Below are 26,951 nucleotides of genomic sequence, written 5' to 3' on the forward strand. Positions count from 1 at the left end.
ACAATGAAAAAAATATTACTACTATTTATTTTAGTGTATGGATCGGGCAAGGCTCAGATAGAAAGAAACTTCGGTACCACTCCTGATCCGGTACCTTCGGCTTCTTCTTTTGCTTCTTATTCCAATACTCCCGTTTCATTAGCTACCGGGGTTCCGGAAATATCCGTGCCCTTGTTTACATTACCCACAAGCAATAAGAATCTTAGTATTCCTGTTGGACTGAACTATCACATCTATAATGTTGGTTTAGGAAAACCGGCTGGAGAAACGGGGTTAGGATGGTCACTTTCAAAAGTAGGACTTATTTCCAGGGTGATCAACAATGAGCTTGATGAAAAATATGATAATATCACCAAACCTGATTATAAGAAGAATGCCTTCGATGATGTATATCATTACTATTTACCGGGAAGTTCAGGGAAGTTTAAATTTGTAAGAGATACGATAAACAATACCTTTACGCTTAATAATCTCTCAGGAAATAATGTTAAAATAGAATTTACCAGAACTGCCAATACAGCAACCCTTATCCTCGAATCATTTAAAATAACAGATGATAAAGGATTTAAATATATATATGATAATTACAGTCTTGCTTCGAGGGATGGCTATAACACCAATTACAGATCTGCATTTTATCTGAGTAAAATTCTGGATGAAAATAATATTGAAATTGTAACGCTTACCTATCAGAAAGACACCAGGTATAGCGGAACATTTGTAAAATATCAGAATTGTAACCTGGCAACAGTCACAACCATCTTTGGAAAAATCAGCTTTGAAAATGTTTATGAGCCGTATTGGGAGGATCACGGAAGCAGTGATCCCAACAAAATACAGAGTATTGCTTTACTCGATAATTCAGGAAGACAGGTTTCCAAATATAGATTTGATTATGGAACCATGAATATGACGAGCGATCAGACACAGGAAAAAAGGATTCTTTCCGGCTTGTACAGGCTTGATAAGAACCAGAATACATTAGAAGGCTATTCTTTTCAGTATGGGAGTTTAAATTCTTCTTCACAAATGATAGGAACTTTAACAGAAATGAAGCTGCCAGAAGGAGGTCGTATCAGGTATCAATATGATGCCAATGAAATCTACACTGCTGTCAATTACTCAGATGCCGATAATTATACAATTAAATATCCTGAAATCCAGCGGTTTGTTTCAAATCCAATGTTTTTTGACACCAATACCAGCCGCATTTACACTTTCCAGATAGATGCTCCCCGGGCCGTCTTTGTAAGCAAAGATTCCGAAGTGTATTATAAAGACCAATACACTCTTGGTATTCATGATAATCCTGACACTTATAATTACCAGATTACCTATGTTATTAAAAAAGGGAGCACCGTGATCTCCAGCAACGGAAGTCCGGACCGATATCTGGTAACCCCGGAACCTATACGATAGAAATAAAAACCGGCTTTGGAAATGGGGATTTTCACATCGGGATGATCCAGACAGATCCCCCGCCTTACAGAAATGCTAAAAAAGTAGATGTTGCAGCAAGGATAAAAACAATACAATACTATGATGATAATATCCTGAAAAAAGTATTAACTATGAATATAATGCGTTTGACAATGCATTGAACTCAAGTGGAGACTATTTTACACTGGAAACCTGCCAGTCTCAGGAATATGATTACCTGAATTCTGTAATTTTATATAATAATGTGAAAGAAATCTATGGAGATTCTAATAACAATCTTGGCTATACCCAGTATTATTTCAAGACTCCAAAAGATTTTGCAGGGAATGGGACAAGACCTCATTATAATATCGTTTCAGGAGGATTACTGTATAAGAAAGAAGTCTATAATGCGCAGAACCAATTGATTTCAAATGAAAATACGGATTATGTACTTACTGAAATCAATAACGCACCTGAATATACCCTATGTGACGGAACGACAAGCAGATCATCCTGGACACAGTCTGCAAAGACAACTTCAAAAACATTTTTCAGCGATGGGTCCGCATTGGAAAACAGTTCTGAGGTCATTTACAGTCCGGTTAATTTCGAGCCGCTATATACAAAAGTGACAACTCCGGATGGAACAGTAACTGAAAAAAACATCAAATACTCTTCTGAGCTTAATAATACCAAACTGGTAAATGCCCGTATCCTTTCTGCTCCTTTAAATACGGAAATAAAAATAAACGGAAAACTCGTCAGTAAAGCAGAAACCAAATATGATAATCCCGCATCACTTCAGGTAACCTCTGTGAATTCATATGAAATGCAGAATCAGTCAGCACAGACGAAAGTAATTTTCAGTAATTATGACAGCTATGGAAATCCCGTGGAAACCAAAACGCCTAAAGGAATTCCGACCGCTGTTGTATATGGATATAACAATACCCAACCTATTGCAAAAATTGAGGGCGCTTCCTATGCTCAGATTATTTCACTGCCTGCCGTACAGAATGCAGTAACCGCCTCCAATTCTGCAACTCCGGAAAATGAAGGAGCTCTGAAAACGGCTCTTGAAAACCTGCGGACCAGCAGTACAGTGAAAGACTTCAACGTTACTACCTATACCTGGGATATCTTCACAGGGATGACTTCTGTAACAGCCCCTAACGGAGCAAAAGAAACGTATACCTATGATAAAGCCGGAAGGCTTGAGAAGGTAACGGACCAGGACGGCAAAATACTGAAAACATATCAATATAACTATAAGCAATAAAAACTCATGATCATGAAAAGAATATTATCAATAGCAAGCTTAGGGTTGGCATTGTTTATAGATGCCCAGACACTGAGCACTACAGAAAATTATATATACAGCAAAAACTGCCTGGATGAAACCTGTACCAAAAAAAGTGAGGCTGTTCAGTATGTGGATGGATTCGGAAGAAATAAACAGGTAATTTCCATCGGAGCGACTCCTTCCGGAAAAGATATTGTTCAGCATATGGAATATGACAATTATGACAGACAGGTAAAAAGTTTCCTTCCTGTACCCCAGCAAGGGTCACAGGGCGGAGCTATTTATTCCTCTCCGCTGTCCAATGCAGGCGCTGTGTATGGATCAGAGAAAATATATTCCGAAAAAATATTTCAGAATGATATCTCCGGACAGGTAAAACAGGTGATTCCCGCAGGAAATGCATGGGCTTCCCACCCTTTACAGCTTGCCGTTTCCGGAAATGCTTCCGGAGATCAGGTCAGAAAAATAACTGTTGTTACCTCATGGGTGAACAATGCTACTTCTTATACGTTGAGCTACAATCCTGATTATGCTCCCAATCAGCTTTCAAAGAGCATTGCAACAGATGGAGACGGCAATACTACCACTGAGTTTACAAACGGCTCTGGTAAAACCGTATTGGTAAGGAAAAACGACGGAACAAAACCCATAGATACGTATTATCTCTATGATGAGTTCGGAAACCTCGCCTATGTCATACCTCCGCTGGCATCTGCCGGGATGTCTGCTTCAGCACCCCTTACCACTGCTGTGCTGGATAACCTGTGTTATCAATATCATTATGATTCCCAGGGAAGGCAGGTAGAGAAAAAGCTTCCCGGTAAAGGCTGGGAATACATCATCTATGATCAGCAGGACAGGGTAATTATGACACAGGATGCTAAACTGAGAACCGTGAACAATACTTTTTCTGCCAAAGGATGGATGTTTACCAGGTATGATAAATGGGGAAGAGTGCTGTATTCCGGTTTTTTTCGAGTGATGATTCCCGGCTTACCCTGCAGAATACGATCAACAATGTGACGGTAAATGCTGAAAATAATGAATCAAGGAGTGATACTTCATTTACCGCAAACGGAATGCAGGTTTTCTATACTCAGAATGCTTTTCCAACCGGGAATATCACCGTATTAAGTGTCAATTATTATGATACCTATCCCGCTTACAGTTTCAATCCTGCTTTTCCGGCAGCCATATTGGGGCAAAATGTTATCACTGATGCAACTCCTGTCAGCACAAAAGGCTTTCTCACCCTTAGCCTTATCAAAAATATTGAAGATAATAACTGGACTAAAAACTATGCCTACTATAATACCAAAGGCATGGCTATCGGTGCTTATTCTATCAATCATCTTGGCGGATACACAAAAACAGAGACAGAATTTGATTTTGCAGGCGTTGTGAAACAAACCAAGGTGTATCACAAAAGAGTCAGTGCCGATACAGAGAAAATCATCAGCCAGGTTTATGAATATGACAGTAAAAACCGCCTTAAAAAGAAATGGCACCAGGTAGGCAGCCAGCCACAGGAACTGCTGGCGGAAAATACATATAATGAGCTTTCACAGATCAGCAACAAAAAAGTTGGAAACAACCTGCAAAGTATAGATTATGCCTATGATATCCGGGGCATGCTCACCAAACTGAACGATCCGGCACAGCTGGGAACCAAACTGTTTGGATTTGAACTGAAATATACCAACCCGCAGAATACCGCCAATTCCCCGGCAAAATATAACGGGAATATAACGGAAGTAAGCTGGAAAACCTCTACTGATAATGTGTTAAGGCAGTATAATTACCAATATGATGCTTTAAACAGGCTAAAGAAAGGAATTTATTCTGAACCTAATGCCTCTGCACCGCAGAATGGGTTGTATAATGAGACCGTGGAATATGATTCCGGAAGCAATATCACTTCGCTTAAGAGAAATACAGGAATGTCAGGAATGGCTGCCCTTATGGATGATCTTACCTACAATTATACCGGGAACAGGTTGAATTCAGTTACCGATATATCCACTAATTACAACGGTTATTCTGAGATATCCGGAAATATGATCTCTTATGATGACAATGGAAACATGGCCAGCCATAAGGACAAAGGGGTATTGCAGATTGATTATAACTTCCTGAACCTCCCGGATTATATAAAATTTGATAAGGGATTACAAACACGTACAGGCATCATTAATGAAAATACAATCTATACCTACCGTGCAGACGGAACAAAAGTAAAGAAAGTGTATAACTACACTCCTTTTGATCCCCTGGGAACTGCCACAGAACTTACATCCGATATTACTGAATACCTTGATGGCTTTCAGTATGAAACCACAACAAGCAAAAAAGGAGCAGGACCTCTTGTTTTGAAATTTATTCCCACTGCAGAAGGCTATTATAATTTTGAAAATAATAAGTATATTTACAGCTATACCGACCATTTGGGAAATGTACGGGTAAGCTACTCCAGATCCTCAGCTGGCAGCGCAGAAGTTCTTGAAGAAAACAATTATTATCCCTTTGGTTTAAAGCATCAGGGCTATACCTTTTTAACTGGAAATCCTGCCTACAATTACCAGTACAACGGGAAAGAATTACAAAAGGAAACCGGCTGGAATGACTATGGTGCCAGGATGTATATGGCTGATATCGGACGTTGGGGAGTAATAGATCCGTTGGCTGAAACATCAAGAAGATTTTCACCGTATGCCTATGCTTTAAACAATCCAATAAGCTTTATCGATCCTGACGGAAGAAAAGCGGTACCTGTTCCTTACGAAGGAATGGAAAATCACTTGGTAGAAGGGTCTTATATGTGGCAGATGGCGGGAGGTAGTTTCAATCCTCACCAGAAAGTTCCTAACGGAAGCGGTGGTACTTCTGCTGATTTTGGAGGGTTTGGGTATACCGGAACCGGAACCACTTTTGGACAGACACAGGCCTACGCAGATCTGATGCAATCTTTACAAAACGGAGGAGATTTCTCCTCAAAACCAACAACGGCTATATGAGCTGGTGGACAGATGGTGATGAATTAGGATATGGTAGAATTGTAGATGGAAAATTAGAGTTTGGAGTACAAGAATTAGTTGTTCATAGAATGAAACTTAATGCCGGTACACCTTGGGATGCCTATAAAAACTGGGCAGATTGGGGGGCCAGTACTGTTGGAGGAGGATTTAAATACCTTGCTGAACAGAGAACAGCATTATATAATAGCGGATATTGGGTTGATAATCTTGGACAAATGAGAAGTACTGCATACGCAGGAAGAGCTAGAGGATCGTTAATAGGGTTAAGAAGCGATTATGTGCGAACTACTACAATGCTTGGAAAATATGCCAAAAGAGCTGGTTATGTAGGCTATGCAATTAGTGCTGGACAAATAGGATATGGTATGTATCAAGATGGTGGGAAGTTTGGAGTTAGATCTCAGGTGGCATCAGCTGGTGTAGTTGGAGGAATGGCAGGCGCAGCAGCAGGAGCATGGGCATTAGGTAAAGTTGGAGGAATTATAGGAACTCTTGTCGGTCCAGAAGGAACAGTTGTTGGAGCCGCAATAGGAGGTGTAGTTGGAGGTATTGTTGGCGGATTTTGGGGAGGAGAGATTGCAGAAGGCTGGGCTGACGGTTTTTTAAATAAAGCAGATAATATCAAATAGAAAAATAAAAATGGATTCAATTGAAATAAAAGGAAGCAATACAAAATTGACCTTAATGCTATTAGGCTCACTAATATTTATATGTTTAGGTGGGTGGCTAGCAATTAACCCTGATAAATTCTTATCCACAATATTTAGGAATACTTCTTTTATACGTATTACAGGTATTGCAGCAATATTATTTTTGGAATTTGCCTAATGTTTTTATCAAAAAGTATTTTTTCAAGTAAATTTAATCTTGTTATTAACGAAAAAGGAATTATTGATAATTCTAGCTACGTTAGTGTAGGAATGATTTTATGGGATGATATTACATCAATAAAAAGTATTAGCGTTGTATCTACAAAATTTTTAATTATTAATGTAAAAGATCCTAATAAATATATAAACAATCAAAATACTACAAAACAGAAATTGTTAAGGAGAACTCTTAAAACATATGGAACTCCTATTTCAATTTCTTCAAATACATTAGCATTTAATTTTGATGAATTAGAAAGTACAATACTTAAATTTTATCATAAATATAAAAATAAGTAGCAGCGCTATTTCTAAGCATGTTTATTATAGATTAGAGTATTGAGTCCCTAATGAAGCTCTTGAAGAAAACAACTACTACCCTTTTGGATTAAAGCATTTGGGATATAATAACGTAGGCGAAAACCCATCTTACAATTATCAATACAACGGTAAGGAATTACAAAAGGAAACCGGCTGGAATGACTATGGTGCCAGGATGTATATGGCTGATATCGGACGTTGGGGAGTAATAGATCCGTTGGCTGAAACATCAAGAAGATTTTCACCTTATGCCTATGCTTTAAACAATCCAATAAGCTTTATCGATCCTGACGGAAGAAAAGCGGTACCTGTTCCTTACGAAGGAATGGAAAATCACTTGGTAGAAGGTTCTTATATGTGGCAGATGTTAGGAGGCAGTTTCAATCCTCACCAGAAAGTTCCTAACGGAAGCGGTGGTACTTCTGCTGATTTTGGAGGGTTTGGGTATACCGGAACCGGAACTACTTTTGGACAGACACAGGCCTACGCTGATCTGATGCAATCTTTACAAAACGGAGGAGATTTCTCGCTTAAAAACCGAAACGGTTATATGAGCTGGTGGACAGGAGGAGCTTTGGGAAATGCTACAACAGCTCAGGAAATGATGGGCCATATGTTAAAGATCGCTGGAGATGGTTTATTAGGACTTACGAATGATATAGAAAGTGCAAGTCATTCTTTAATGAAATATCAAACGGAAGATTTTTTTAAAGACACTGAAAAGCACTTAAATGGACAATTAGGAAATGCTAATATGATAATAGATGAGTATAATAAATTATCTAACATAAACAAAATAAACGCTTCAACGTTTCTTTCAGCAGTTAGTGGTATTAGAGCAGGAAAGATTTTAAGATCAACCGAAGGATTTATGAAATCTGTAGGTAAAATATCTAAAAGATTAGGCTATGTTGGTACAGCATTAACTGCTGGGGTAACATTATATGAATTTGGAACTGATACTTGGGATGCCCATTCAATTGTAAATCTTGGTCTATTAGGTGCAACAGCTGTTGCTACATTTGCCACAGCTCCTGTTATAGTTGCAGCAGCTCCTGCCATCCTTGCAGGGATTGCAATTTATGGAGTAGCAGACTATATGTTTGGAGTAAGTGATCAGTTAGATAAGAGCATTGGTAGAAAATCTACAATTTGGTATCCATAAAAAAATTAAATGAAAAAATATAAATTTAAAAATTTTTCAATAAAAGACTGATATTGCTTATGTCTTTTTCTTTTGTTTTAGTAATGTCATTAACTATACTAACTTCTATTTATTATAATCCAAGGATTTTTCCTGCGATTGTACTTTTTGCATTATCAGCTTTAAGCTTTATGTTAATTAAAAATAATTGTACATTTACATATAATATAATTTTGGATGATGATTATATTTTTTTAACAATAAAAAAATTGATATAATAGATATTCGTAATTATAATTTTAGTGAAACTGAAACATTTTATGGATGTAGATTAGTCTTTAAGTCTTATAAAATTTTTTTGAATATTCCTAAAAAAGATAGTGGAAATTATTTAGATTTTAAAGAAGATTTAATTGAAATTATTACTATGCAGAATAAAAAAGGAGTAATGATTCGATTGTTGAATACAATTGGTATAGTACTAAATCAGCTAAGATTTATGGTTATACAATGATTGGTATAATGTTAACATGGCTAATGTTAATGGTAATGTTTCCTAATAAATTGAATATATCAAATTTAGGATTATTCTTAATTGTTTCAGTAGGTCTTTCACCAATCTTATTGAAGATTTTTGGAAATAGTAAATCTGTATAAAAACTTATAGTATTAATAATATTCCAAAATTTTGATAGCTAATTAGGGCATTGGATTTCAATGCTCTAATTTTTGAATATAACTTAAAAATGTAGGTGGCAATGCAGAAGTTCTTGAAGAAAACAATTATTATCCCTTTGGTTTAAAGCATCAGGGCTATACCTTTTTAACTGGAAATCCTGCCTACAATTACCAGTACAACGGGAAAGAATTACAAAAGGAAACCGGCTGGAATGATTACGGGGCCAGAATGTATATGTCGGATATCGGACGATGGGGAGTAATAGATCCGTTGGCTGAAACATCAAGAAGATTTTCACCTTATGCCTATGCTTTAAACAATCCAATAAGCTTTATCGATCCTGACGGAAGAAAAGCGGTACCTGTTCCTTACGAAGGGATGGAAAATCACTTGGTAGAAGGTTCTTATATGTGGCAGATGGCGGGAGGCAGTTTTAATCCTCACCAGAAAGTTCCTAACGGAAGCGGTGGTACTTCTGCTGATTTTGGAGGGTTTGGGTATACCGGAACCGGAACTACTTTTGGACAGACACAGGCCTACGCAGATCTGATGCAATCTTTACAAAACGGAGGAGATTTCTCGTTTAAAAACCGAAACGGTTATATGAACTGGTGGACAGGAGGAGCTTTGGGAGATGCTACAACAGCTCAGGAAATGATTGCGCATATGATGAAACTTGTAGAGAATGTGTCAAATGATTGGTATAGCCTTGCAGGAAAGGGAAACTGGTTTTTTGGTACTGCAGGAGTTTTGAGTGGTACTGCAGGAGTTATTGACTCTCATAATATGTATTCAAAAGGCATTAGGAGAGGAATCGCTGGGAATTATCAACTTACAGGTAGAAACCTAAGCCAATTTGGTAAGATGGCGATGACTGATGCAACACAACCTGTTTCTAATATTGCAAGAACAGCAAGATTTGTCGGCCATTTTTCCTTTGGAATAGGTGTTATAAGTGATATAGGTGGAATGGCAACTGGTCAAGTGTCATTGGGAAAAGCTCTTATAAATACAGGATTTGGAGCTTTAGGCAATTGGGGTGGATCAATAGGATCATCTCTTAGTACAGTATATTTTGGGGTAGATAGTTTTTATCCTGGAGGTTGGCCAGGTATGTTTAATGATAGCAATTTTGTTCAAGGAAAACTAGATCAAGGATTTAATCAGGCAGGACCCTATAGAATCAATGTGTTTGGAGCCCATGAACCGAAATAAAAATAATTATGGAAAAAATAAAAAAAGCATATTATTATCTTTTTTATAAAGTTTATAAATCAATCCAATATACTTCTGAAATGGTAGGAGGTGCGTTTTGGACTGATTTTAAAGCTGGGTTAGTAATTCTCACTCTTGAACTTTGGATTGTAGGCTCTTTTTTGAATTATTATTCAATTATTAATGATAAAAAATTAAATATAGATACGATTAGTCCTATTTTATTGACTTCTCTTGTCGTTTTTTCTATTATTAATTATTTTTCTTTTATACGTACAGACATATGGAAAACGTATAACAAAGAATTTGATAAATTATCTGAAAAAGAAAATCAAAAAGGAACTACTATTGTTTGGGTAATTACTATTTGTATTACAACTAATTTTTTTATCTGTTTATTTACTGCAAAAATATGTTCTTAAAATGTATTAATAAATATAATAAAGTATTGAAATCAATACTCTATTTTAAATTTTCCTAAAAATGCCGGCGGCAGCGCAGAAGCTCTTGAAGAAAACAACTATTATCCTTTTGGATTAAAGCATTTGGGATATAATAACGTAGGCGGAAACCCATCTTACAATTACCAGTACAACAGTAAGGAATTACAGAAGGAAACCGGATGGAATGACTATGGTGCCAGGATGTATATGGCTGATATCGGACGATGGGGAGTAGTAGATCCGTTGGCTGAAACATCAAGAAGATTTTCACCGTATGCCTATGCTTTAAATAATCCAATAAGCTTTATCGATCCTGACGGAAGAAAAGCGGTACCTGTTCCTTATGAAGGAATGGAGAACCATCTGGTAGAAGGGTCTTATATGTGGCAGATGGCGGGAGGCAGTTTCAATCCTCACCAGAAAGTTCCTAACGGAAGCGGTGGTACTTCTGCTGATTTTGGAGGGTTTGGGTATACCGGAACCGGAACTACTTTTGGACAGACACAGGCCTACGCTGATCTGATGCAATCTTTACAAAACGGAGGAGATTTCTCGCTTAAAAACCGAAACGGTTATATGAGCTGGTGGACAGGAGGAGCTTTGGGAGATGCTACAACAGCTCAGGAGATGATTGCGCATATGATGAAACTTGTAGAGAATGCGTCAAATGATTGGTATGGTCCTTCCGGAAAAGTAAATTGGTTTATTGGAGCTGCTGGAACTGGAATTGATACATTTGTGAATAGATTTTACATAGGGACGGCAAGACCTAATGCGCCTGTAAATTTTTTAGGAACTAAATTTTATGGTAACGGGAGGACTTTTATTAAGGGCTCACATGTAGCGGGTGTAATTGGAAGGTTTTCTTTTGGATTAGCTGTTTTATTGGATTATGGAGCTCTCGAAAGAGGTGAAATATCTGAGAATAAATTTTATTTTAATACAGCAATGGGAGCTTACGGTTTAACTCCTGTGGGAGCTATACCAGCGATGATGTACTTCGGTGTGGATGCTTTCTATCCAGGTGGATGGACGGGTAATGCAGAGCATCCTGGAGCAATAAAAGATACTGAAAGAAGGCAAGAACAATTTGACAGTATTATCAATACCAATTCAGGAATGCCTAGACAATATATTTTCCCTTATGGTTCTCAAAAACTTTAAAAATGAAGAAAGCATATTATTACTTTTTCTATAAATTATACAAAATAATGTTATGGACATCATCACCTTTTGAAAATTTCTTCAGTAAGTTCAGAGCAAGCTTAGCACTTATAGCTCTTGAACTTTGGATTATTTTCACAATTCGGAATTATTATCACATTGTCAGTAATAATAATCCAAAACTAAGCTCTAATCTACTATTATATGTAATAGCAATTCTTATAATAACTTCAAATTATATATCAATTGATTATTATAATAATATATGGGAAAAATATAAAGATGAGTTTGATAAATTACCTAAGAAAAAAATATAGTCGGAGGAATTATTGTTTGGGGAATCATCTTATTTATAACGGTGAATTTTTTTGTTTCAATACATTATTTATATCAAAAATTTTATGGCACAATAAAGTAATAAAATGAAGAAAGCCTATTATTATTTTTTCTATAAATTATAAACATGTTGGTAATAAAATAGAGTATTGAAAATCAATACTCTATTTTAAATTTTCCTAAAAAAACCAGTGGCAGCGCAGAAGCTCTTGAAGAAAACAACTACTACCCTTTTGGATTAAAGTATTTAGGATATAATAACGTAGGCGGAAACCCATCTTACAATTACCAGTACAACAGTAAGGAATTACAGAAGGAAACCGGATGGAATGACTATGGTGCCAGGATGTATATGGCTGATATCGGACGATGGGGAGTAGTAGATCCGTTGGCTGAAACATCAAGAAGATTTTCACCGTATGCCTATGCTTTAAACAATCCAATAAGCTTTATCGATCCTGACGGAAGAAAAGCGGTACCTGTTCCTTATGAAGGAATGGAAAATCACTTGGTAGAAGGTTCTTATATGTGGCAGATGTTAGGAGGCAGTTTCAATCCTCACCAGAAAGTTCCTAACGGAAGCGGTGGTACTTCTGCTGATTTTGGAGGGTTTGGGTATACAGGAAGTGGAACTACTTTTGGACAGACACAGGCATATACAGACCATTTGGGAAATGTACGCCTCAGCTATTTTAAAAATGCCGTCAGTTCTTATAGATGGAGAAACTGTGCTGCAGAGATGGGAAGGTTCTTTAATGTGGTACCATCTATCAAAAAAGAGGGAGGCGAAAAGGGGGACGATTTTATAACGAACGATGACGAATGGTGACGAAACAAAAAATAAAAAAAGCCCCTAAAACAGGGGCTTTATAATTTTTTGAAGAAATCTGTTCTTCGAAGTCGTGGTCCCACCTGGGCTCGAACCAGGGACCACCTGATTATGAGTCAGGTGCTCTAACCAACTGAGCTATAGGACCTCAAAACTTGGTTAAATTTTGTGTTTGCAAAAATAGTAAAATTTCTTTCACTACAAAATTTTTTATTGCTTTTCTTGGCAAAGTTCTACCAGCACGCCGTTGGTAGACTTCGGATGAAGGAATACAACTAATTTGTTATCAGCACCTTCTTTCGGTTCTTCAGAGATAAACTGAAATCCTTCTTTTTTTAATCTTTTTATTTCTTCCAGGATATTTTCAACTCCAAAAGCCAGGTGATGGATGCCTTCTCCTTTTTGTCAATAAATTTTGAGATCGGGCTTTCAGGATTACTGGCTTCCAGCAGCTCGATTTTACTTTCTCCTGTTTCATAGAAAGATGTCACAACGCCCTCTCTTTCCACTGTTTCTTTTTTATAGGATTCCTTCCCTAACAGTTTTGCAAAAAGCTCATCAGAAACGCCTAAAGATTGTACGGCAATACCAATATGTTCTAGCTTCATAAATAATAATCAATATAATTAAATCGTAAATTTGATACTGCAGTTGAATTTCAAAGTATCAATTCAAACAAAAGTACTAAATTTGCAGAAATTATGGAAAGTAACAGACAAAGAAAAGTAGCACAGATCATTCAGGAAGACTTCGCGGAACTTTTCCGCAAACAGGCTGCAGAAAGCAAACAGAGCATATTGGTATCTGTTTCAGATGTAAAAGTAACTGCTGACTTAGGAATTGCCAAGATTTATTTAAGCATTTTCCCACAGGAATTCCGTACCGCTGTAATGAAGGAGATTGAAGAAAACAAACCTCAATACAGAAACTTCATTGGCCAGAAGATGGCAAAGCAGGTGCGTATTATTCCACAACTTAACTTTTACCTGGATACCGCTCTTGATGATGTTGAAAGACTGGAAAGAGAATTAAGGGGCGAAGGCGACAATCCTGTTTTATAGATCTTGAAGAATATTGCATTTTACATAGCATCCAGATACCTTTTGGCTAAAAAAGGAAGTACTGCCGTTACGTTCATTACGTGGCTGGCTGTGGGTGCCATGACGGTTGCTGTGGCTGCAATGTTCGTCATTATTTCTGTCTTTTCAGGACTTGAAGACCTGAACAAGGACCTTATTTCCAATCTTCATGCAGATCTTACTTTAAAAAGCACTTCCGGAAAAACTATCAAAAATCTCGATAATGTTACTCAAATTCTGAGTAAAAATAAAGAGATCAGCAGTTTCTCCCGTGTTATTGAAGAAAAAGTATACATCAGCTTCAATGGAAAAGGTGATATTGCCTATTTAAGAGGTGTTGATTCTGCTTATGTCAACGTAAATCCTATTAATAAAGAAGTATTCTACGGAACTTATCCAAGTTTCAGATACTCTAATGAGGTATTGATGGAAAACAGTCTGGACAACAGGCTTTCAATTCCTGTGGATTCTTCCAATCATTATGCAACCATCTTTATGCCCAAGCCGGGTACAGGAATCATCAGTAAGGAAGAAGACATTTACAATAAAAGAGATATTCTGGTAACGGGTGTTTTCCCTGGAAAAGATCAGCTGGACAATTATATCGTCTCTCCTATCGAACTTACAGAAGAATTACTTAGCCTTCCTAAAAAATCAGCTTACCAGATTGTCATTAAACTGAAAATCCGGAAAATGCAGATGCAGTAAAACAGAACCTGCTTTCTTCAATCGGAAAAAATATTGAGATTAAAACCAAAGAAGAAGAAAATGCTGCTTTCTGGAAGATGATCAACACTGAAAAGCTTTTTATTTACCTGATCTTTGCACTGGTTATCTTTATTACCACCTTTAATCTTGCCGGAGCTATTATCATTCTTCAGCTTGATAAAAAAGAGCAGGCAAAATCATTGATATCACTTGGGTTCCCTTTAAGCCATTTAAGGATGACCTATTTCTACACCGGAATCCTGATTGTCATTTCCGGAGTCATCACCGGATTAATTATGGGAACAGCACTTTGCTATTTCCAGCTTTATACAGAATTCTTCAGAGCCAATGAGGTATTGCCATTCCCGGTAAAAATTGTAGGAAAGAATTATCTTATTGTAGCCCTTACAGCTTCCTTATTTGGAATCACAATTTCATGGTTTTTTTCAAAAATCAGCAAAGAATATATTACTAAAAACTAATATATTAACTTCATATATTACACACAATTAATATACTTCGGTTTCATTTTTTCGTACCTTTACGCCCCAATTTTAAAAAATGAAACAACTTTTATCTTTTTTCTTGTAAGCGTGACATTTATAAGCGCTTTGGCACAGGCTCCGGCAGGATATTATAATCAATCGCCAGGATTAACAGGTGCAGCTCTTAAAACAGCCCTTAAAAACATTATCAGTAACGGACACGTAGACCATGGGTACAGCGGTTTATGGACAGGTTATGCAACAACTGACCGTGACTATTTTTACGAAAATGACGGAACCATTCTGGATATTTATTCTGAAAATCCCACTGGACCGGATCAATACAGCTATACATTAGGAACTAACCAGTGCGGAACATATTCTACGGAAGGACAATGCTACAACAGAGAACACGTCATTCCTCAAAGTTTATTCAACAGTGCTTCTCCTATGGTCGCTGACATTCACTTTATCCGTCCTACCGATGGAAAAGTAAACGGAATGAGATCAAATTATCCTTACGGAGTTGTTGGCAGCGTTTCTTTCTTATCTAAAAACGGATCAAAATTAGGAACATCGGTATCTCCGGGATATTCGGGCACTGTATTTGAGCCGATTGATGCGTTTAAAGGTGATATTGCCAGAATGATCCTTTATTTTGTGACAAGATATGAAGACAATCTTCCCAATTTTACTACAGGGGACATGCTTGGCAACACAGCATACCCCGGACTGCAGCCCTGGGCACTTAACCAGTATTTGGCATGGAATGCCATGGACCCTGTATCTCCTGAAGAAATTGCAAGAAATAATGCATCTTATACCTACCAGGGAAACAGAAACCCTTTCATTGACCACCCTGAATATGTTACTCAGATCTGGGGAACTCCGGTTGTTGACACGCAGGCCCCTACAGCTGCAACAAACGTTGTAGCCAACAATCCTACTTCAAACTCTATCAATGTAAGCTGGACGGCTGCTACGGATAACATCGGAATAGCATCTTACCTGGTTTATGCAAACGGTGCCCTAAAAGCTACCGTATCAGGTACAACCACCTCTACTGTGATTTCAGGATTATCTCCGCTTACTCAATATACATTCTATGTCATTGCTAAAGATGCAGCAGGAAATTCATCTCCGCAAAGTACAACCGCTACAGAGACAACCCTTGACGGGCCTGCAGGAGGCGGAAGCTGTGGAACGGAAGATTTCAGCACCATGCAGGATGGCTCATCTTTACCGTCTTCATATGCCACAAGAACGTGGACAAACAATAATATCACATGGACAGCCACTCTGGCAAGAACCGACGAAACCATCAATGGTAAAGCTGTCTGTACCAATAAAGGAACTTTAACAAGTTCTGTTATTTCAGGCGGTGTTCAGTCTCTGACATTGACCACGCAGAGAAAATACAACGGTAACAACGGTAATCTGAACGTATTGATAAATGATGTTACTGTAGGAACTATTCCATACAGCAGCACTGTAACAACGACTACCATTAATGTAAATGTTAGCGGTAATGTAACAATTAAGATCGTAAATCCAAACAGTGGCGACAGGGTTGCTATGGATGATCTCAGCTGGACATGTTTCGGTACGCTGGCAACAGCAGAAACTCCAAAAAATAAATCAGAATTCACCATCTACCCTAACCCGGTAAGAAATAATGAATTATCCGTAAAGGGAGAAAATCTCGGCAAAATTTCAAAAGCTGACATCTATGATCTTTCTGGAAAATTAATTGAAACAATTGCCAATCCTTTCAGACACTCAAACAAGATTAACCTTAAAGGCATGGTAAAAGGAACTTACATCCTGAAAACAGACAGTTTCTCCGCTAAATTTATCGTAGATTAATTATTAAAAAATATTTAAAACCAAAGGCCGGATTTGTCCGGTCTTTTTTATTTTTGATATATGGATTCCAACAAAAAATTAGGATTGATAGGACGAAATATTTCTTACTCATTTTCTAAAAAGTTCTTCGAAAACAAGTTCCAGAAGCTCATGCTGAAGAACTTTTCCTACGACATTTTTGATCTGAACGAAATCAATGAAGTAGAAAATCTTTTTGCTTCTCCGGAGCTGTTAGGATTTAATGTTACCATTCCTTATAAAGAAAAAATAATTGATTATCTTGATGAATTAAGTGATGAAGCTGAAAAAATAGGCGCTGTTAACTGTGTTCTTATTCAGGATGGTAAAAAGACAGGCTATAATACGGATGCTTTCGGCTTTGAAAAGACACTTCTTTTGCATAGAAAACCTTCACAGGATAAAGCACTCATTTTAGGAAACGGAGGAGCCGCAAAAGCAGTCAAGTATGCGCTGGATAAACATAATATTCCTTCAATAACTATCTCCAGAAGTACAGAAATCAATTTTGAAAATCTTGATAAGGAAACGGTTTCAGAACATAAAATTATTGTTCAGTGTACGCCTGTAGGTACTTTTCCAAATGTTAAGGACTGTCTGAACTTTCCTTTTGACGGGCTTTCCTCAGATCATCTGGTTATTGATCTGATTTACAATCCCAACTACACCCAATTCATCCTCAATGCCTCTGAAAAAGGAGCAAAAACTGTAAATGGGTATTATATGCTTGAACAGCAAGCAGAAAAAGCCTGGGAAATTTGGAATTTTCAAAAAAATAACATAAATTAGTACTTTAATTGGCCTTACAGCTATATTTAAAGGATATTAACGCCACTCACATAAAAGATTTGCTATGACTACAGAAAACAATCTTTCTGAAAACGAAGAAAAGAAAAATCCTAACGAAGTATCTCAGGACACATCAGAAAACGCGGTTTCTCATGATGCAAACCCGCATGAAGATGATGCAGAACACCTGGAAGAACATGAAGAGGAAGAGATCTCTCTTGCCGATGCTTTAAAGGAAATGGAAAAAATCATCAACACTCCTAATGCCGGTGAAAACTTCAAAAGATTCAACCAACTGAAGGAAAAAGCAAGTCATTACATCCATGATGAAGTGGAAGACAAAAGACACGAATACATAGAAGCCGGAAACGCTGCTGAAAATTTCAGCTATGAGCACCCTTCTCAGGCTAAGTATTCTGCATTAGTCAATATTTTCAAGGAAAAACATGACGACTTCCAGAAAGGACAGGAAGAAGAACAGAAGAAAAACCTTGAACACCGCCAGAATATTATTGAAAGACTTAAAAATCTTTATACCAGCTCTGAACCGGGGATCAATCTTTTCAAATCCATCCGTGAAATAAAAGAAGACTGGTCAAAAGCCGGACAGGTTGCAAAATCTGAATTTAAAATTCTTAATAATAACTATTTCCATCACCTGAATCAGTTTTATCAGATGCTGGATCTGAACAAAGAATTCCTGGAGCAGGAATACAGCCATAATCTGGAAAAAAGAGAGCACATCATTGCCCGTGCCAAAGAACTGGAAAACGAACCGGTAATCCAGAAGGCGCTGAATGAGCTTCAGTATCTTCATAAACTTTGGAAAGAAGAAGCCGAACCTGTAGCAGAAGAATTCCGTGAAAAAACATGGGAAGAATTCAAAGAAATCTCCAACAAAATTCACGAAAGAAAATCTGAGCTTTCTGCTTCTATTGAAAAAGAACAGAGTGAAAACCTTGAAAAGAAAAATCAGATCATTGCTGAAATCAAAAAGCTTTCCGAACCTTCAGAAACACCTAACCACAACTACTGGCAAAATGCCATCAAAAGAGTGGAAGATCTGCGATCTGACTTTTTAAAAACAGGAAGTGTGCCGAGAAAACTTTCCAACCAGAACTGGAATGACTTCAAAACAACACTAAGAGCCTTTAATACAACGAAAAACAATTATTACAAATCGTTGAAAGGATCTCAGCAGGCCAATCTTGAAGAAAAACTAAAACTAATCCAGACTGCACAGGATAATATGAACAATGAGGAATGGGATATCTCAGTGCCTCTATTCAAAAAGCTTCAGGAAGACTGGAAAAAATCGGTCACGTACCAAAAAGCATGACCAATAAGATCTGGGATGAATTCCGTGATGCATGTAACGCATTCTTCAACAATTACAGAGAGAAAAGCAATACTTCAACTGACAACTGGAAGGAGAACTATAAAAACAAAAAAGCTCTTCTTGATGAACTGAAAGAAGTTTCCAATGACGAAGGAAGCATCGAAAGAATCGAGCAGATCAAAACTTCATGGAATAATATCGGAAAAGTTCCAAGAGACAAAATTTCAATCAACTCTGAATTCAACAAAACATTACGAGAGAAATTGAAAATAAACAAGATCAATGAGCTTGAGCTGAAAGAAGAAGGTTTATCTGAAAATCAGCTTACCGACAAAGCGAGAAAGATCAAAAATCAGATCTCTGATCTTGAAGCAGAAATTGTAAAGCTGGAAAACAACCTGTCTTTCTTCAACAAGCCGTCAAGAGAAAATCCTCTTTTAAAGGATACTTACAATACCATTGATGAGAAAAAAGCCCATCTGGAAACGTTAAAACAAAATCTCCACAACATTATCAGCGGAGAATAATACATAACAAAATACATAAAGGCGGAGCAAAGTAATTTGTCTTCGCTTTTTCTTTTTATACAATATGAACAACGACGAACTTTATATCAAAAGATGTATAGAACTGGCCCGGAAGGCACTTGGTAAAACATATCCCAACCCTCTTGTAGGAAGTGTGATTGTCCACAACGGAGAAATTATTGGTGAAGGATACCATCATAAGGCAGGGGAAAACCATGCTGAAATCAATGCCATCAATTCAGTTAAAAATAAAGACCTTATCCCTGAATCAACAATTTATGTATCCCTGGAACCCTGTGCACATTACGGAAAAACTCCGCCCTGTGCTTTGAAAATTAAAGAACTTGGATTTAAAAAAGTGGTGATCGGGGCAATGGATTCCCATGATAAAGTGAACGGCAAAGGAAAGAAAATCATTCAGGATGCAGGCATTGAAGCCGTTTCAGGAATTCTGGAAAAAGAATGTATTGAACTTAATAAAAGATTCTTCACCTATCATGAAAAGAAAAGGCCTTATATCATTTTAAAATGGGCAGAATCCGGTGATGGATTTCTGGATAAGGATTTTAAACCAACTGCTGTTTCCAACTCACTGGTAAATCAATTTGTTCATCAGCTGAGAGCCGACGAGCATGCTATTTTAGTAGGAACACAAACAGCTTTAAATGACAATCCAAGCCTTACCGTAAGAAATGCAGAAGGAGTAAACCCTGTCAGAATTTTAATCGACTTTGATCTGAAAGTTCCGGCTCATTACAATATTTACAATAACGCAGCAAAAACACTGGTTTTAAATTCTGTAAAAGAAGGTAACGAAAACCACATCCAATTCATAAAAACAAACAAGGACAATTTTCTGTCAGAATTGATGGAAGCACTGTACAAAGAACAGATACAGTCCGTCATTATTGAAGGCGGGCGTTTTACATTACAACAATTCATTGATGCCGGTCTTTGGGACGAAGCTATAGTTATTAAAAACGAAAATCTAAAATTACAGAATGGCACAAAAGCCCCGGAATTTAGCCATATACCCGGCAAAACTGAAAACTACAGGGATAATACCATATCAATACATAAGTTAAAAAATTCATAATCCTCATTTTTTATCACCCGCTCTTGAAATAATTTACTAATTTAGGATTACAATTAAAAACTAATATTAAAATCATGAAAAATCTAAAAAAAATTTCAAGAGAAAGTTTAAAACAAGTTAAAGGAGGACTTATCAAAAAAGAAAGCTGTGTAGAATTATACGGTTGCCCCCAGAAACAAGAACTTGCTACTGGAGAAATCCAGGTGGCGGAGGTGGAGATGTAATATGCGTTTAAAAAACATCTCTCAAAAATAATTTAATACCACCATCATTTGGTGGTATTTTCTTTTAAATACTATTAACTTTTAAATGCGTTTTATATTTTTGCATCCATAAAGCCGGAATACACGATGACGTTTGAATACAAAACCATAGAGAAACCCATAGAAAACACTCTTTTAAAAGAAAAAGGAAGTAAGTTCATCGGATTTGCTTACCCTGTAAATAATGAAAAAGAGTTAAAGGCAGCTTTGGAAAAGATCAGGGAAGAACATCCGAAAGCGACCCACCATTGCTATGCTTTCAGAATGGGATTGAATGGCGAAAACTATCGCGCCAATGATGACGGCGAACCTTCCGGAAGTGCAGGATTACCCATCTACAATCAGCTTTTGGCGAATGAGATCACGAATGTACTTGTAATTGTTGTTCGTTATTACGGAGGAACTAAACTCGGAGTTTCCGGCCTTGTGAAAACTTACAAAGAATCTGCGAAGATTACATTGGAGGAAGCCAATATCATTACCCGTGAGCTGGAAACAGAAGTCGAGATCCGGTTTAATTTCAATCAGCAGAACACGATATTCACCCTGCTTTCAAAATTTGATGCCAAAGTCCTGAATTTCGATGCAAATGAAAACTGTATCCTTACAGCATCCCTGAAACTGGCCCAAAAGAAAGCATCTCAGAAAAACTTTCCGAGATGCAGTATGTTTCATTTGAATTTAATGATTAATTAATCCCTTCTTCCTCCAAGGAGCAAAGATGCCCAGTAAAGAAGCTGTGCCAGTGAACCTAAAGCAGCTACTACATAAGTTCTTGCCGCCCATTTCAGACTGTCCTGTACCCCAACGAATTCTTCTGCAGTTACTGTTCCTGTATCTTTAAGCCATTTCATCGCCCTGTTGCTCGCATCATATTCCACCGGAAGTGTTACAAAAGCAAACAGCGTTGTCACAGCAAACATTGCAACTCCGATGGCAAGAACTGTTGTATTTCCATTTGGGTTCTCAATCGTTCTTGATGCTGCCATTACTGCGATACCTGCAATCAGGACAAACTGCATCAGATTGGAACTTATATTAACAATAGGAACCAGTTTTGAACGTAAATTCAACATAGAGTAGCCTACCGCGTGTTGTACTGCATGGCCGCATTCGTGAGCTGCTACTGCCGCTGCCGCTGCGTTTCTCTGCATATAAACCCCTTCAGAAAGGTTAACTGTTTTATCTGCCGGATTATAGTGGTCCGTCAACTGCCCGGGTACTGATATTACCTGAACATCATTTATCCCGTTATCTCTCAACATCTTTTCCGCTACTTCTTTCCCCGAAAGGCCATTTCGAAGGTGTACATTGGAATAATATTCAAATTTCGATTTCAACCTGGACGAAACCCACCAGCTCACCAACATTGAAATACCAATAATGATATAATAACCCACCATTTTATATAAATTTTGTGTTTAATTTTACCCATAATCAAATAAAAACTGTGCCAAAGTATACGATATTATTATTTATATTTGTCCTTTAATTCTTCTCAAAAAACATGTCTACAATTTCAATTATTGAAGTAAAAACTGCGGGTCAGCTGAAGCAATTCGTAAGATTTCCGATGGATCTGTATAAAAACAATCCTTACTACGTTCCGTCCTTTATCAATGACGAAATCAACATTTGGAATGCTGATGAAAATCCTGCGCTTCAATATTCGGAGGCCAGACAATATCTTGCTTATAAAAACGATAAAATTGTAGGAAGAATTGCAGTTCTTATTAACCACAAAGAAGAGAAAGAGTTAGGAATTAAAAAAGTACGCTTTGGGTGGATCGATTTTATTGATGATGCTGAAGTTTCAAAAGCACTAATTCAGAAAGCGGTTGATTATGCCAAAGAAAAAAACATTGACAAAATTGAGGGCCCTATGGGTTTCACCAATCTGGATAAAGCCGGAATGCTGATAAAAGGCTTCGACCAGCTGGCTACAATGATCGGAATTTACAACCACGAATACTATCCGAAACATCTGGAAAATCTGGGATTGACCAAGGAGAAGGAATGGGTAGAATTTGAAATTATCTTCCCTGAAACCCTGCCTGAAAAAATCCATAAATTTAATCAGCTTATTTCCGAAAAATACAAACTGAAAGTTTTAAAATTCAAAACAAAGGAGGAAATCATTCAGTATGTGGATCCTATGTTTGATCTTTTGGACGAAACTTACAAACACCTTTCCACCTACACTCCTATTTCTGACGAACAGCGTAAAACCTATAAAGAGAAATATTTCAAACTTATCGACAAAGATTTTATTGTATGCATTGCTGATGAGCACAATAATCTGATCTCTTTCGCGATTACAATGCCTTCATACTCCAAGGCCCTGCAAAAATCAGGAGGAAAGCTGCTTCCTTTTGGCTGGTGGCACTTTTTAAAAGCAGGAAAGAAGAATGACAGGGCTAATTTCTATCTGATCGGAATTCATCCGGACTACCAGAGAAGAGGGGTAACCTCTATCATCTTCAAAGAAATCTGGGATATATTCAGAAAAAAGGAGTCAAATACCTGGAAACCAACCCGGAGCTGGAAGAAAACAAAAGTATTCAGCTGTTATGGCAGGATTATAATCCGGTAAATCATAAGAGAAGAAGGACCTATTCTATGGATATCAATAACTGATGCTGTATTTTGTACTAAGCAATAATTTAAAATCTAAAAATTTATGAAACCACAGCTGATCATTTTTGCTATTTTAATAACTGGATTTATTAGTTACAATTTCTTCTTTCAGTCACCGGATGACAAAACAAATACGGTGATTAATATTCTTTTTGCCAGTATTCTTTTCGGGTATATTTCATTTATGGCTTATACGCTTTTGAAAAAAATGAAAAAATAAAATCAACCCCAACAGTGCTTTTAACAAGTTATCTTTATTTGTACAAAGCATTCAAAATACCCCAAATATTATCCGGCAGAATGTAATTTTCCACATTCACTACAAAAAACGGGGAAAAACCCGGCAAAAAAACGAAGATAAAAAGCTAATTTTTATTGATTCTAAATTACTGATTTAACTCATTTTCATCCTACTTTTAAGCTGATAAATTTCATGCTTTCTTGTTTATTCGCTAAATTTGCAAATTGAGATAATAATGCAAAAATGAATTTACCTGAAAGTTATATTCCAATCCTTATCCAGGCTGGTGTAGCAGTAGGATTTGTAGCGGTTTCTTTGCTTGGTGCCCATTTCTTAGGCCCACAGCAGAAAAAAGGAAACTCTGTAAAAAACCAAAGCTGGGAATGTGGAGTTCCTGTAGAAGGAAACGCCAGAACACCGTTTTCTATCAAGTACTTCCTGACTGCGGTATTGTTCGTACTATTCGATATTGAAATCGTATTCTTTTATCCTTACGCTGTAAACTTCAGAGAATTCGGTATGGAAGGATTCCTTGCCGTACTTACGTTCGTAGCCATCTTTTTCATGGCGTTTTTCTATGTCTGGAAACGCGGTGCGTTAGATTGGGATAAATAAATTTTAATTAAAAGATTGAATGTATTTAAGTAATTTAAAGATTTTCAAGATCTTATTTTTTAATCTTTAAATATTTTAATCTTTAAATATTTACTAAAAATGTCAGATAAAAAACCAGTAATAAGAACAGATGCACCTGCTCCTGAAGGCTATGAAGGAGAAGGGTTTTTCGCAACAAAACTGAGCAGTGTAATCGGGATGGCAAGAAAGTTTTCACTTTGGCCGTTACCATTTGCAACCTCTTGTTGTGGTATCGAGTTTATGGCTACCCTGAACCCTACTTATGATGCTTCAAGATTTGGGATGGAAAGAAACTCTTTCTCTCCAAGACAAGCAGATATGCTGATGGTTTGCGGAACTATATCAAAGAAATTGGGACCAGTCCTGAAAGAAGTGTACACTCAGATGGCTGAGCCAAAATGGGTGGTAGCAGTGGGAGCCTGTGCTTCCAGCGGTGGTATTTTTGATACGTATTCTGTACTTCAGGGAATTGATAAAATTATTCCGGTAGATGTTTACGTTCCCGGATGTCCTCCAAGACCTGAACAGATCATTGAAGGGGTAATGCAGGTACAGGCTTTGGCAGAAAGCGAAAGCATCAGAAGAAGAGACATGCCTGAGTATCAGAAATTATTAGATTCTTACAATATAAGCAACTAACGGAAATGACAAACGAATTTGTATTAGAAGCTATCACAAGAGAATTTCCGGAATCTGTCATTTCAAGCTCAGAGCCTTATGGAATGCTGACGATTGAAGTAAAAAAGAAGATATTAAGAAAATCATTCACTATCTTAAAGATTCATCTCTGGAAATCAATTTCCTTACAGATGTCTGCGGAATTCATTACCCTGAGTTCCCGGAAAAGGAAATAGGTGTTGTCTACCATTTACATAATATGATGACCAATTTCAGATTACGTCTGAAAATCTTCATGTCCAGAGAAAATATAGAGGTAGATTCCCTTACGGATCTATATGCGGGAGCAAACTGGATGGAAAGAGAAACGTATGATTTCTATGGGATTAAATTTAAAGGACATCCGGACCTCAGACCTATTTTGAATATGGAAGATCTCGGATATCACCCAATGTTGAAAGAATATCGCCTTGAAGACGGTACAAGGACCGACAAGAACGATAGTATGTTCGGAAGATAAAAAATAATGCAATAAGCAGTAAGCAGCAAGCAATAAGCTTAAAGCCTAGAGCCTATAGCCTAAAGCATTTAAATTATGAAAGATAACTCATTATCTAATATACTAAACCAGTACGAAAGTAAGGAACAGATTGACGGGCAATTATATACCCTCAACTTAGGACCTACCCACCCTGCTACGCACGGGATTTTCCAGAATATCTTAACGATGGACGGAGAAAGAATCCTCCACGCTGAACAAACAGTGGGATATATCCACAGAGCGTTTGAGAAAATTTCTGAAAGAAGAAACTATTCTCAGATCACTACCCTTACAGACCGTATGAATTACTGTTCTGCACCAATCAATAACTTAGGCTGGCATATGACAGTAGAAAAGCTGATCGGCGTAGAAGTTCCAAAACGTGTAGATTATATGCGTGTCATCCTGATGGAGCTTGCCAGAATCGGCGACCACCTGATCTGTAACGGGGTAACCGGAATGGACTCAGGAGCTATTACAGGTCTTACTTATATGTTCATCGAAAGAGAACGTATTTACGATATGTATGAGCAGATCTGCGGTGCCAGAATGACGACCAATATGGGAAGAATCGGAGGTTTTGAAAGAGACTTCACGCCTAAGTTCCATGAGCTGATCAAGGATTTCTTAAAGACATTCCCGCCAAGATTCAAAGAGTTCTGTACTTTATTGGAAAGAAACAGAATTTTCATGGACAGAACCATTGGTACGGGGGCCATCTCTGCCGAAAGAGCATTAAGCTATGGTTTTACAGGTCCAAACTTACGTGCAGCAGGTGTAGATTACGATGTAAGAGTTGCACAGCCTTATTCTTCATACCAGGACTTCGACTTTATTATTCCTGTAGGAACTTCAGGAGATACTTACGACCGTTTCATGGTTCGTCAACAGGAAGTCTGGGAATCAATCAAAATTATCAAACAAGCATACGAAAACCTTCCGGAAGGGCCATTCCATGCGGATGTTCCTGATTTCTATCTTCCTGAAAAGGCAGATGTATATCAGAAAATGGAAGCATTGATCTACCATTTCAAAATCGTAATGGGAGAAACTGATGTACCGAAAGGAGAAGTTTATCATGCAGTAGAGGGTGGAAACGGAGAATTAGGGTTCTATCTTGTAAGCGACGGAGGAAGAAGTCCTTACAGGCTTCACTTCAGAAGACCATGCTTCATCTACTATCAGGCATATCCTGAAATGATTACGGGTTCTGTAATTTCAGATGCCATTGTAACGATGTGTAGTATGAATATTATTGCGGGAGAATTAGACGCATAACAATTGTAAAAAAGTACCATTGTAAAATGTATTCATGATTTTACAATGATAAATAAATAAGTCATTAGTA

21 protein-coding genes, 1 tRNA gene and 7 pseudogenes are annotated in these 26,951 nt (G+C 37.4%); 26 read left to right on the top strand and 3 right to left on the bottom strand.

Annotated features, from left to right (window positions below; all coding sequences use genetic code 11):
• The first annotated feature begins 3 nt into the window (after positions 1 to 3).
• The 13 genes and pseudogenes from OWR28_RS08885 to OWR28_RS08945 all read left to right on the top strand — a co-directional run bounded on the left by OWR28_RS08885 (position 4) and on the right by OWR28_RS08945 (position 12,760).
• The gene (locus tag OWR28_RS08885; protein WP_332386302.1) at positions 4 to 1,419 is read left to right on the top strand and encodes a hypothetical protein; all 1,416 of its coding nucleotides are present in this window, start codon (positions 4 to 6) and stop codon (positions 1,417 to 1,419) included.
• A 178-nt stretch (positions 1,420 to 1,597) separates the two neighbouring features.
• Positions 1,598 to 2,701 (top strand): RHS repeat domain-containing protein, encoded by a 1,104-nt coding sequence (locus tag OWR28_RS08890; RefSeq protein ID WP_332386303.1) that lies wholly within the window; start codon positions 1,598 to 1,600, stop codon positions 2,699 to 2,701.
• A 12-nt stretch (positions 2,702 to 2,713) separates the two neighbouring features.
• The gene (locus OWR28_RS08895; RefSeq protein ID WP_332386304.1) at positions 2,714 to 3,748 is read left to right on the top strand and encodes a DUF6443 domain-containing protein; all 1,035 of its coding nucleotides are present in this window, start codon (positions 2,714 to 2,716) and stop codon (positions 3,746 to 3,748) included.
• On the top strand, positions 3,670 to 5,739 hold the full coding sequence (locus tag OWR28_RS08900) for an RHS repeat-associated core domain-containing protein (protein ID WP_332386305.1): 2,070 nt from the start codon (positions 3,670 to 3,672) through the stop codon (positions 5,737 to 5,739). The genes OWR28_RS08895 and OWR28_RS08900 overlap by 79 nt, the downstream gene beginning before the upstream one ends.
• Before the next feature lie 89 nt (positions 5,740 to 5,828).
• On the top strand, positions 5,829 to 6,389 hold the full coding sequence (locus OWR28_RS08905; RefSeq protein WP_332386306.1) for a hypothetical protein: 561 nt from the start codon (positions 5,829 to 5,831) through the stop codon (positions 6,387 to 6,389).
• A gap of 10 nt (positions 6,390 to 6,399) precedes the next feature.
• Positions 6,400 to 6,588, top strand: a complete 189-nt coding sequence (locus tag OWR28_RS08910; protein ID WP_332386307.1) for a hypothetical protein — start codon at positions 6,400 to 6,402, stop codon at positions 6,586 to 6,588.
• Positions 6,588 to 6,929: an STM3941 family protein gene (locus OWR28_RS08915; protein ID WP_332386308.1), complete on the top strand. Its 342-nt coding sequence runs from the start codon at positions 6,588 to 6,590 to the stop codon at positions 6,927 to 6,929. The genes OWR28_RS08910 and OWR28_RS08915 overlap by 1 nt, the downstream gene beginning before the upstream one ends.
• A 52-nt stretch (positions 6,930 to 6,981) precedes the next feature.
• Positions 6,982 to 7,248: pseudogene (locus OWR28_RS26920) on the top strand (RHS repeat-associated core domain-containing protein); the annotation flags it as partial.
• A gap of 1,642 nt (positions 7,249 to 8,890) precedes the next feature.
• Positions 8,891 to 9,988 (top strand): annotated as a pseudogene (locus tag OWR28_RS08925) (RHS repeat-associated core domain-containing protein); the annotation flags it as partial.
• A gap of 8 nt (positions 9,989 to 9,996) precedes the next feature.
• Positions 9,997 to 10,410 carry a hypothetical protein gene (locus OWR28_RS08930; protein WP_332386309.1) on the top strand — a complete coding sequence of 138 codons (414 nt, stop codon included), beginning with the start codon at positions 9,997 to 9,999 and terminating at the stop codon, positions 10,408 to 10,410.
• Between the two features lie 42 nt (positions 10,411 to 10,452).
• Positions 10,453 to 11,595 (top strand): RHS repeat-associated core domain-containing protein, encoded by a 1,143-nt coding sequence (locus tag OWR28_RS08935; protein ID WP_332386363.1) that lies wholly within the window; start codon positions 10,453 to 10,455, stop codon positions 11,593 to 11,595.
• A 2-nt stretch (positions 11,596 to 11,597) separates the two neighbouring features.
• The gene (locus OWR28_RS08940) at positions 11,598 to 11,912 is read left to right on the top strand and encodes a hypothetical protein (protein WP_332386310.1); all 315 of its coding nucleotides are present in this window, start codon (positions 11,598 to 11,600) and stop codon (positions 11,910 to 11,912) included.
• 185 nt (positions 11,913 to 12,097) lie between these two features.
• Positions 12,098 to 12,760, top strand: coding sequence for an RHS repeat-associated core domain-containing protein (locus tag OWR28_RS08945; RefSeq protein WP_332386364.1), 663 nt, complete (start codon positions 12,098 to 12,100; stop codon positions 12,758 to 12,760).
• A 74-nt stretch (positions 12,761 to 12,834) separates the two neighbouring features.
• On the opposite strand, the gene OWR28_RS08950 is transcribed toward OWR28_RS08945, so the two are convergent.
• Together OWR28_RS08950 and mce are read right to left on the bottom strand one after the other, a co-directional pair.
• Positions 12,835 to 12,908: transfer RNA gene (locus tag OWR28_RS08950), tRNA-Ile, on the bottom strand.
• 62 nt (positions 12,909 to 12,970) lie between these two features.
• Positions 12,971 to 13,368: pseudogene (gene mce / locus OWR28_RS08955) on the bottom strand (methylmalonyl-CoA epimerase).
• A 93-nt stretch (positions 13,369 to 13,461) separates the two neighbouring features.
• On the opposite strand from mce, the gene rbfA reads away from it, so the two are divergent.
• The 8 genes and pseudogenes from rbfA (at position 13,462) to OWR28_RS08995 (ending at position 21,626) form a co-directional block, all read left to right on the top strand.
• Positions 13,462 to 13,821, top strand: a complete 360-nt coding sequence (rbfA, locus tag OWR28_RS08960) for a 30S ribosome-binding factor RbfA (protein ID WP_002983518.1) — start codon at positions 13,462 to 13,464, stop codon at positions 13,819 to 13,821.
• Positions 13,822 to 13,824: 3 nt separating this feature from the next.
• Positions 13,825 to 15,029 (top strand): annotated as a pseudogene (locus OWR28_RS08965) (ABC transporter permease).
• 111 nt (positions 15,030 to 15,140) lie between these two features.
• Complete coding sequence (locus tag OWR28_RS08970; protein WP_332386311.1) at positions 15,141 to 16,898, top strand: endonuclease; 1,758 nt, start codon at positions 15,141 to 15,143, stop codon at positions 16,896 to 16,898.
• Between the two features lie 60 nt (positions 16,899 to 16,958).
• Positions 16,959 to 17,705 carry a shikimate dehydrogenase gene (gene aroE / locus OWR28_RS08975; RefSeq protein ID WP_332386312.1) on the top strand — a complete coding sequence of 249 codons (747 nt, stop codon included), beginning with the start codon at positions 16,959 to 16,961 and terminating at the stop codon, positions 17,703 to 17,705.
• Positions 17,706 to 17,769: 64 nt separating this feature from the next.
• Positions 17,770 to 19,571: pseudogene (locus OWR28_RS08980) on the top strand (DUF349 domain-containing protein).
• A gap of 64 nt (positions 19,572 to 19,635) precedes the next feature.
• Entirely contained in the window at positions 19,636 to 20,667 is a 1,032-nt protein-coding gene (gene ribD, locus OWR28_RS08985) for a bifunctional diaminohydroxyphosphoribosylaminopyrimidine deaminase/5-amino-6-(5-phosphoribosylamino)uracil reductase RibD (protein ID WP_332386313.1), read from the top strand.
• A gap of 74 nt (positions 20,668 to 20,741) precedes the next feature.
• Positions 20,742 to 20,891, top strand: coding sequence for a bacteriocin-like protein (locus OWR28_RS08990; protein ID WP_332386314.1), 150 nt, complete (start codon positions 20,742 to 20,744; stop codon positions 20,889 to 20,891).
• Positions 20,892 to 21,017: 126 nt separating this feature from the next.
• On the top strand, positions 21,018 to 21,626 hold the full coding sequence (locus tag OWR28_RS08995; RefSeq protein WP_332386315.1) for a YigZ family protein: 609 nt from the start codon (positions 21,018 to 21,020) through the stop codon (positions 21,624 to 21,626).
• Here OWR28_RS08995 and OWR28_RS09000 read toward each other — a convergent pair.
• A complete protein-coding gene (locus OWR28_RS09000; RefSeq protein ID WP_172617047.1) occupies positions 21,623 to 22,333 on the bottom strand; it encodes a zinc metallopeptidase in 711 nt (236 codons plus the stop codon). The genes OWR28_RS08995 and OWR28_RS09000 overlap by 4 nt on opposite strands.
• Before the next feature lie 104 nt (positions 22,334 to 22,437).
• Here OWR28_RS09000 and OWR28_RS09005 point away from each other — a divergent pair.
• From OWR28_RS09005 to nuoD, 5 genes and pseudogenes are all read left to right on the top strand, one after another.
• Positions 22,438 to 23,567: pseudogene (locus OWR28_RS09005) on the top strand (GNAT family N-acetyltransferase).
• A 484-nt stretch (positions 23,568 to 24,051) separates the two neighbouring features.
• The gene (locus OWR28_RS09010) at positions 24,052 to 24,423 is read left to right on the top strand and encodes an NADH-quinone oxidoreductase subunit A (protein WP_002983537.1); all 372 of its coding nucleotides are present in this window, start codon (positions 24,052 to 24,054) and stop codon (positions 24,421 to 24,423) included.
• Positions 24,424 to 24,522: 99 nt separating this feature from the next.
• Complete coding sequence (locus tag OWR28_RS09015) at positions 24,523 to 25,083, top strand: NADH-quinone oxidoreductase subunit B (protein WP_002983540.1); 561 nt, start codon at positions 24,523 to 24,525, stop codon at positions 25,081 to 25,083.
• 5 nt (positions 25,084 to 25,088) lie between these two features.
• A pseudogene (locus OWR28_RS09020) lies at positions 25,089 to 25,582 on the top strand (NADH-quinone oxidoreductase subunit C).
• A 75-nt stretch (positions 25,583 to 25,657) separates the two neighbouring features.
• Positions 25,658 to 26,881: an NADH dehydrogenase (quinone) subunit D gene (nuoD, locus tag OWR28_RS09025; RefSeq protein WP_002983543.1), complete on the top strand. Its 1,224-nt coding sequence runs from the start codon at positions 25,658 to 25,660 to the stop codon at positions 26,879 to 26,881.
• Positions 26,882 to 26,951: the final 70 nt, after the last annotated feature.

It is taken from the genome of Chryseobacterium sp. 1B4, assembly GCF_036631475.1.
GTDB lineage: Bacteria > Bacteroidota > Bacteroidia > Flavobacteriales > Weeksellaceae > Chryseobacterium.

Coding starts and splice junctions, on each gene's coding strand:
- OWR28_RS08885 (WP_332386302.1), top strand. CDS start 4: ATGAAAAAAATATTACTACTATTTATTTTAGTGTATGGATCGGGCAAG.
- OWR28_RS08895 (WP_332386304.1), top strand. CDS start 2,714: ATGAAAAGAATATTATCAATAGCAAGCTTAGGGTTGGCATTGTTTATA.
- OWR28_RS08900 (WP_332386305.1), top strand. CDS start 3,670: ATGGGGAAGAGTGCTGTATTCCGGTTTTTTTCGAGTGATGATTCCCGG.
- OWR28_RS08905 (WP_332386306.1), top strand. CDS start 5,829: ATGAAACTTAATGCCGGTACACCTTGGGATGCCTATAAAAACTGGGCA.
- OWR28_RS08910 (WP_332386307.1), top strand. CDS start 6,400: ATGGATTCAATTGAAATAAAAGGAAGCAATACAAAATTGACCTTAATG.
- OWR28_RS08915 (WP_332386308.1), top strand. CDS start 6,588: ATGTTTTTATCAAAAAGTATTTTTTCAAGTAAATTTAATCTTGTTATT.
- OWR28_RS08930 (WP_332386309.1), top strand. CDS start 9,997: ATGGAAAAAATAAAAAAAGCATATTATTATCTTTTTTATAAAGTTTAT.
- OWR28_RS08940 (WP_332386310.1), top strand. CDS start 11,598: ATGAAGAAAGCATATTATTACTTTTTCTATAAATTATACAAAATAATG.
- rbfA (WP_002983518.1), top strand. CDS start 13,462: ATGGAAAGTAACAGACAAAGAAAAGTAGCACAGATCATTCAGGAAGAC.
- aroE (WP_332386312.1), top strand. CDS start 16,959: ATGGATTCCAACAAAAAATTAGGATTGATAGGACGAAATATTTCTTAC.
- ribD (WP_332386313.1), top strand. CDS start 19,636: ATGAACAACGACGAACTTTATATCAAAAGATGTATAGAACTGGCCCGG.
- OWR28_RS08990 (WP_332386314.1), top strand. CDS start 20,742: ATGAAAAATCTAAAAAAAATTTCAAGAGAAAGTTTAAAACAAGTTAAA.
- OWR28_RS08995 (WP_332386315.1), top strand. CDS start 21,018: ATGACGTTTGAATACAAAACCATAGAGAAACCCATAGAAAACACTCTT.
- OWR28_RS09000 (WP_172617047.1), bottom strand. CDS start 22,333: ATGGTGGGTTATTATATCATTATTGGTATTTCAATGTTGGTGAGCTGG.
- OWR28_RS09010 (WP_002983537.1), top strand. CDS start 24,052: ATGAATTTACCTGAAAGTTATATTCCAATCCTTATCCAGGCTGGTGTA.
- OWR28_RS09015 (WP_002983540.1), top strand. CDS start 24,523: ATGTCAGATAAAAAACCAGTAATAAGAACAGATGCACCTGCTCCTGAA.
- nuoD (WP_002983543.1), top strand. CDS start 25,658: ATGAAAGATAACTCATTATCTAATATACTAAACCAGTACGAAAGTAAG.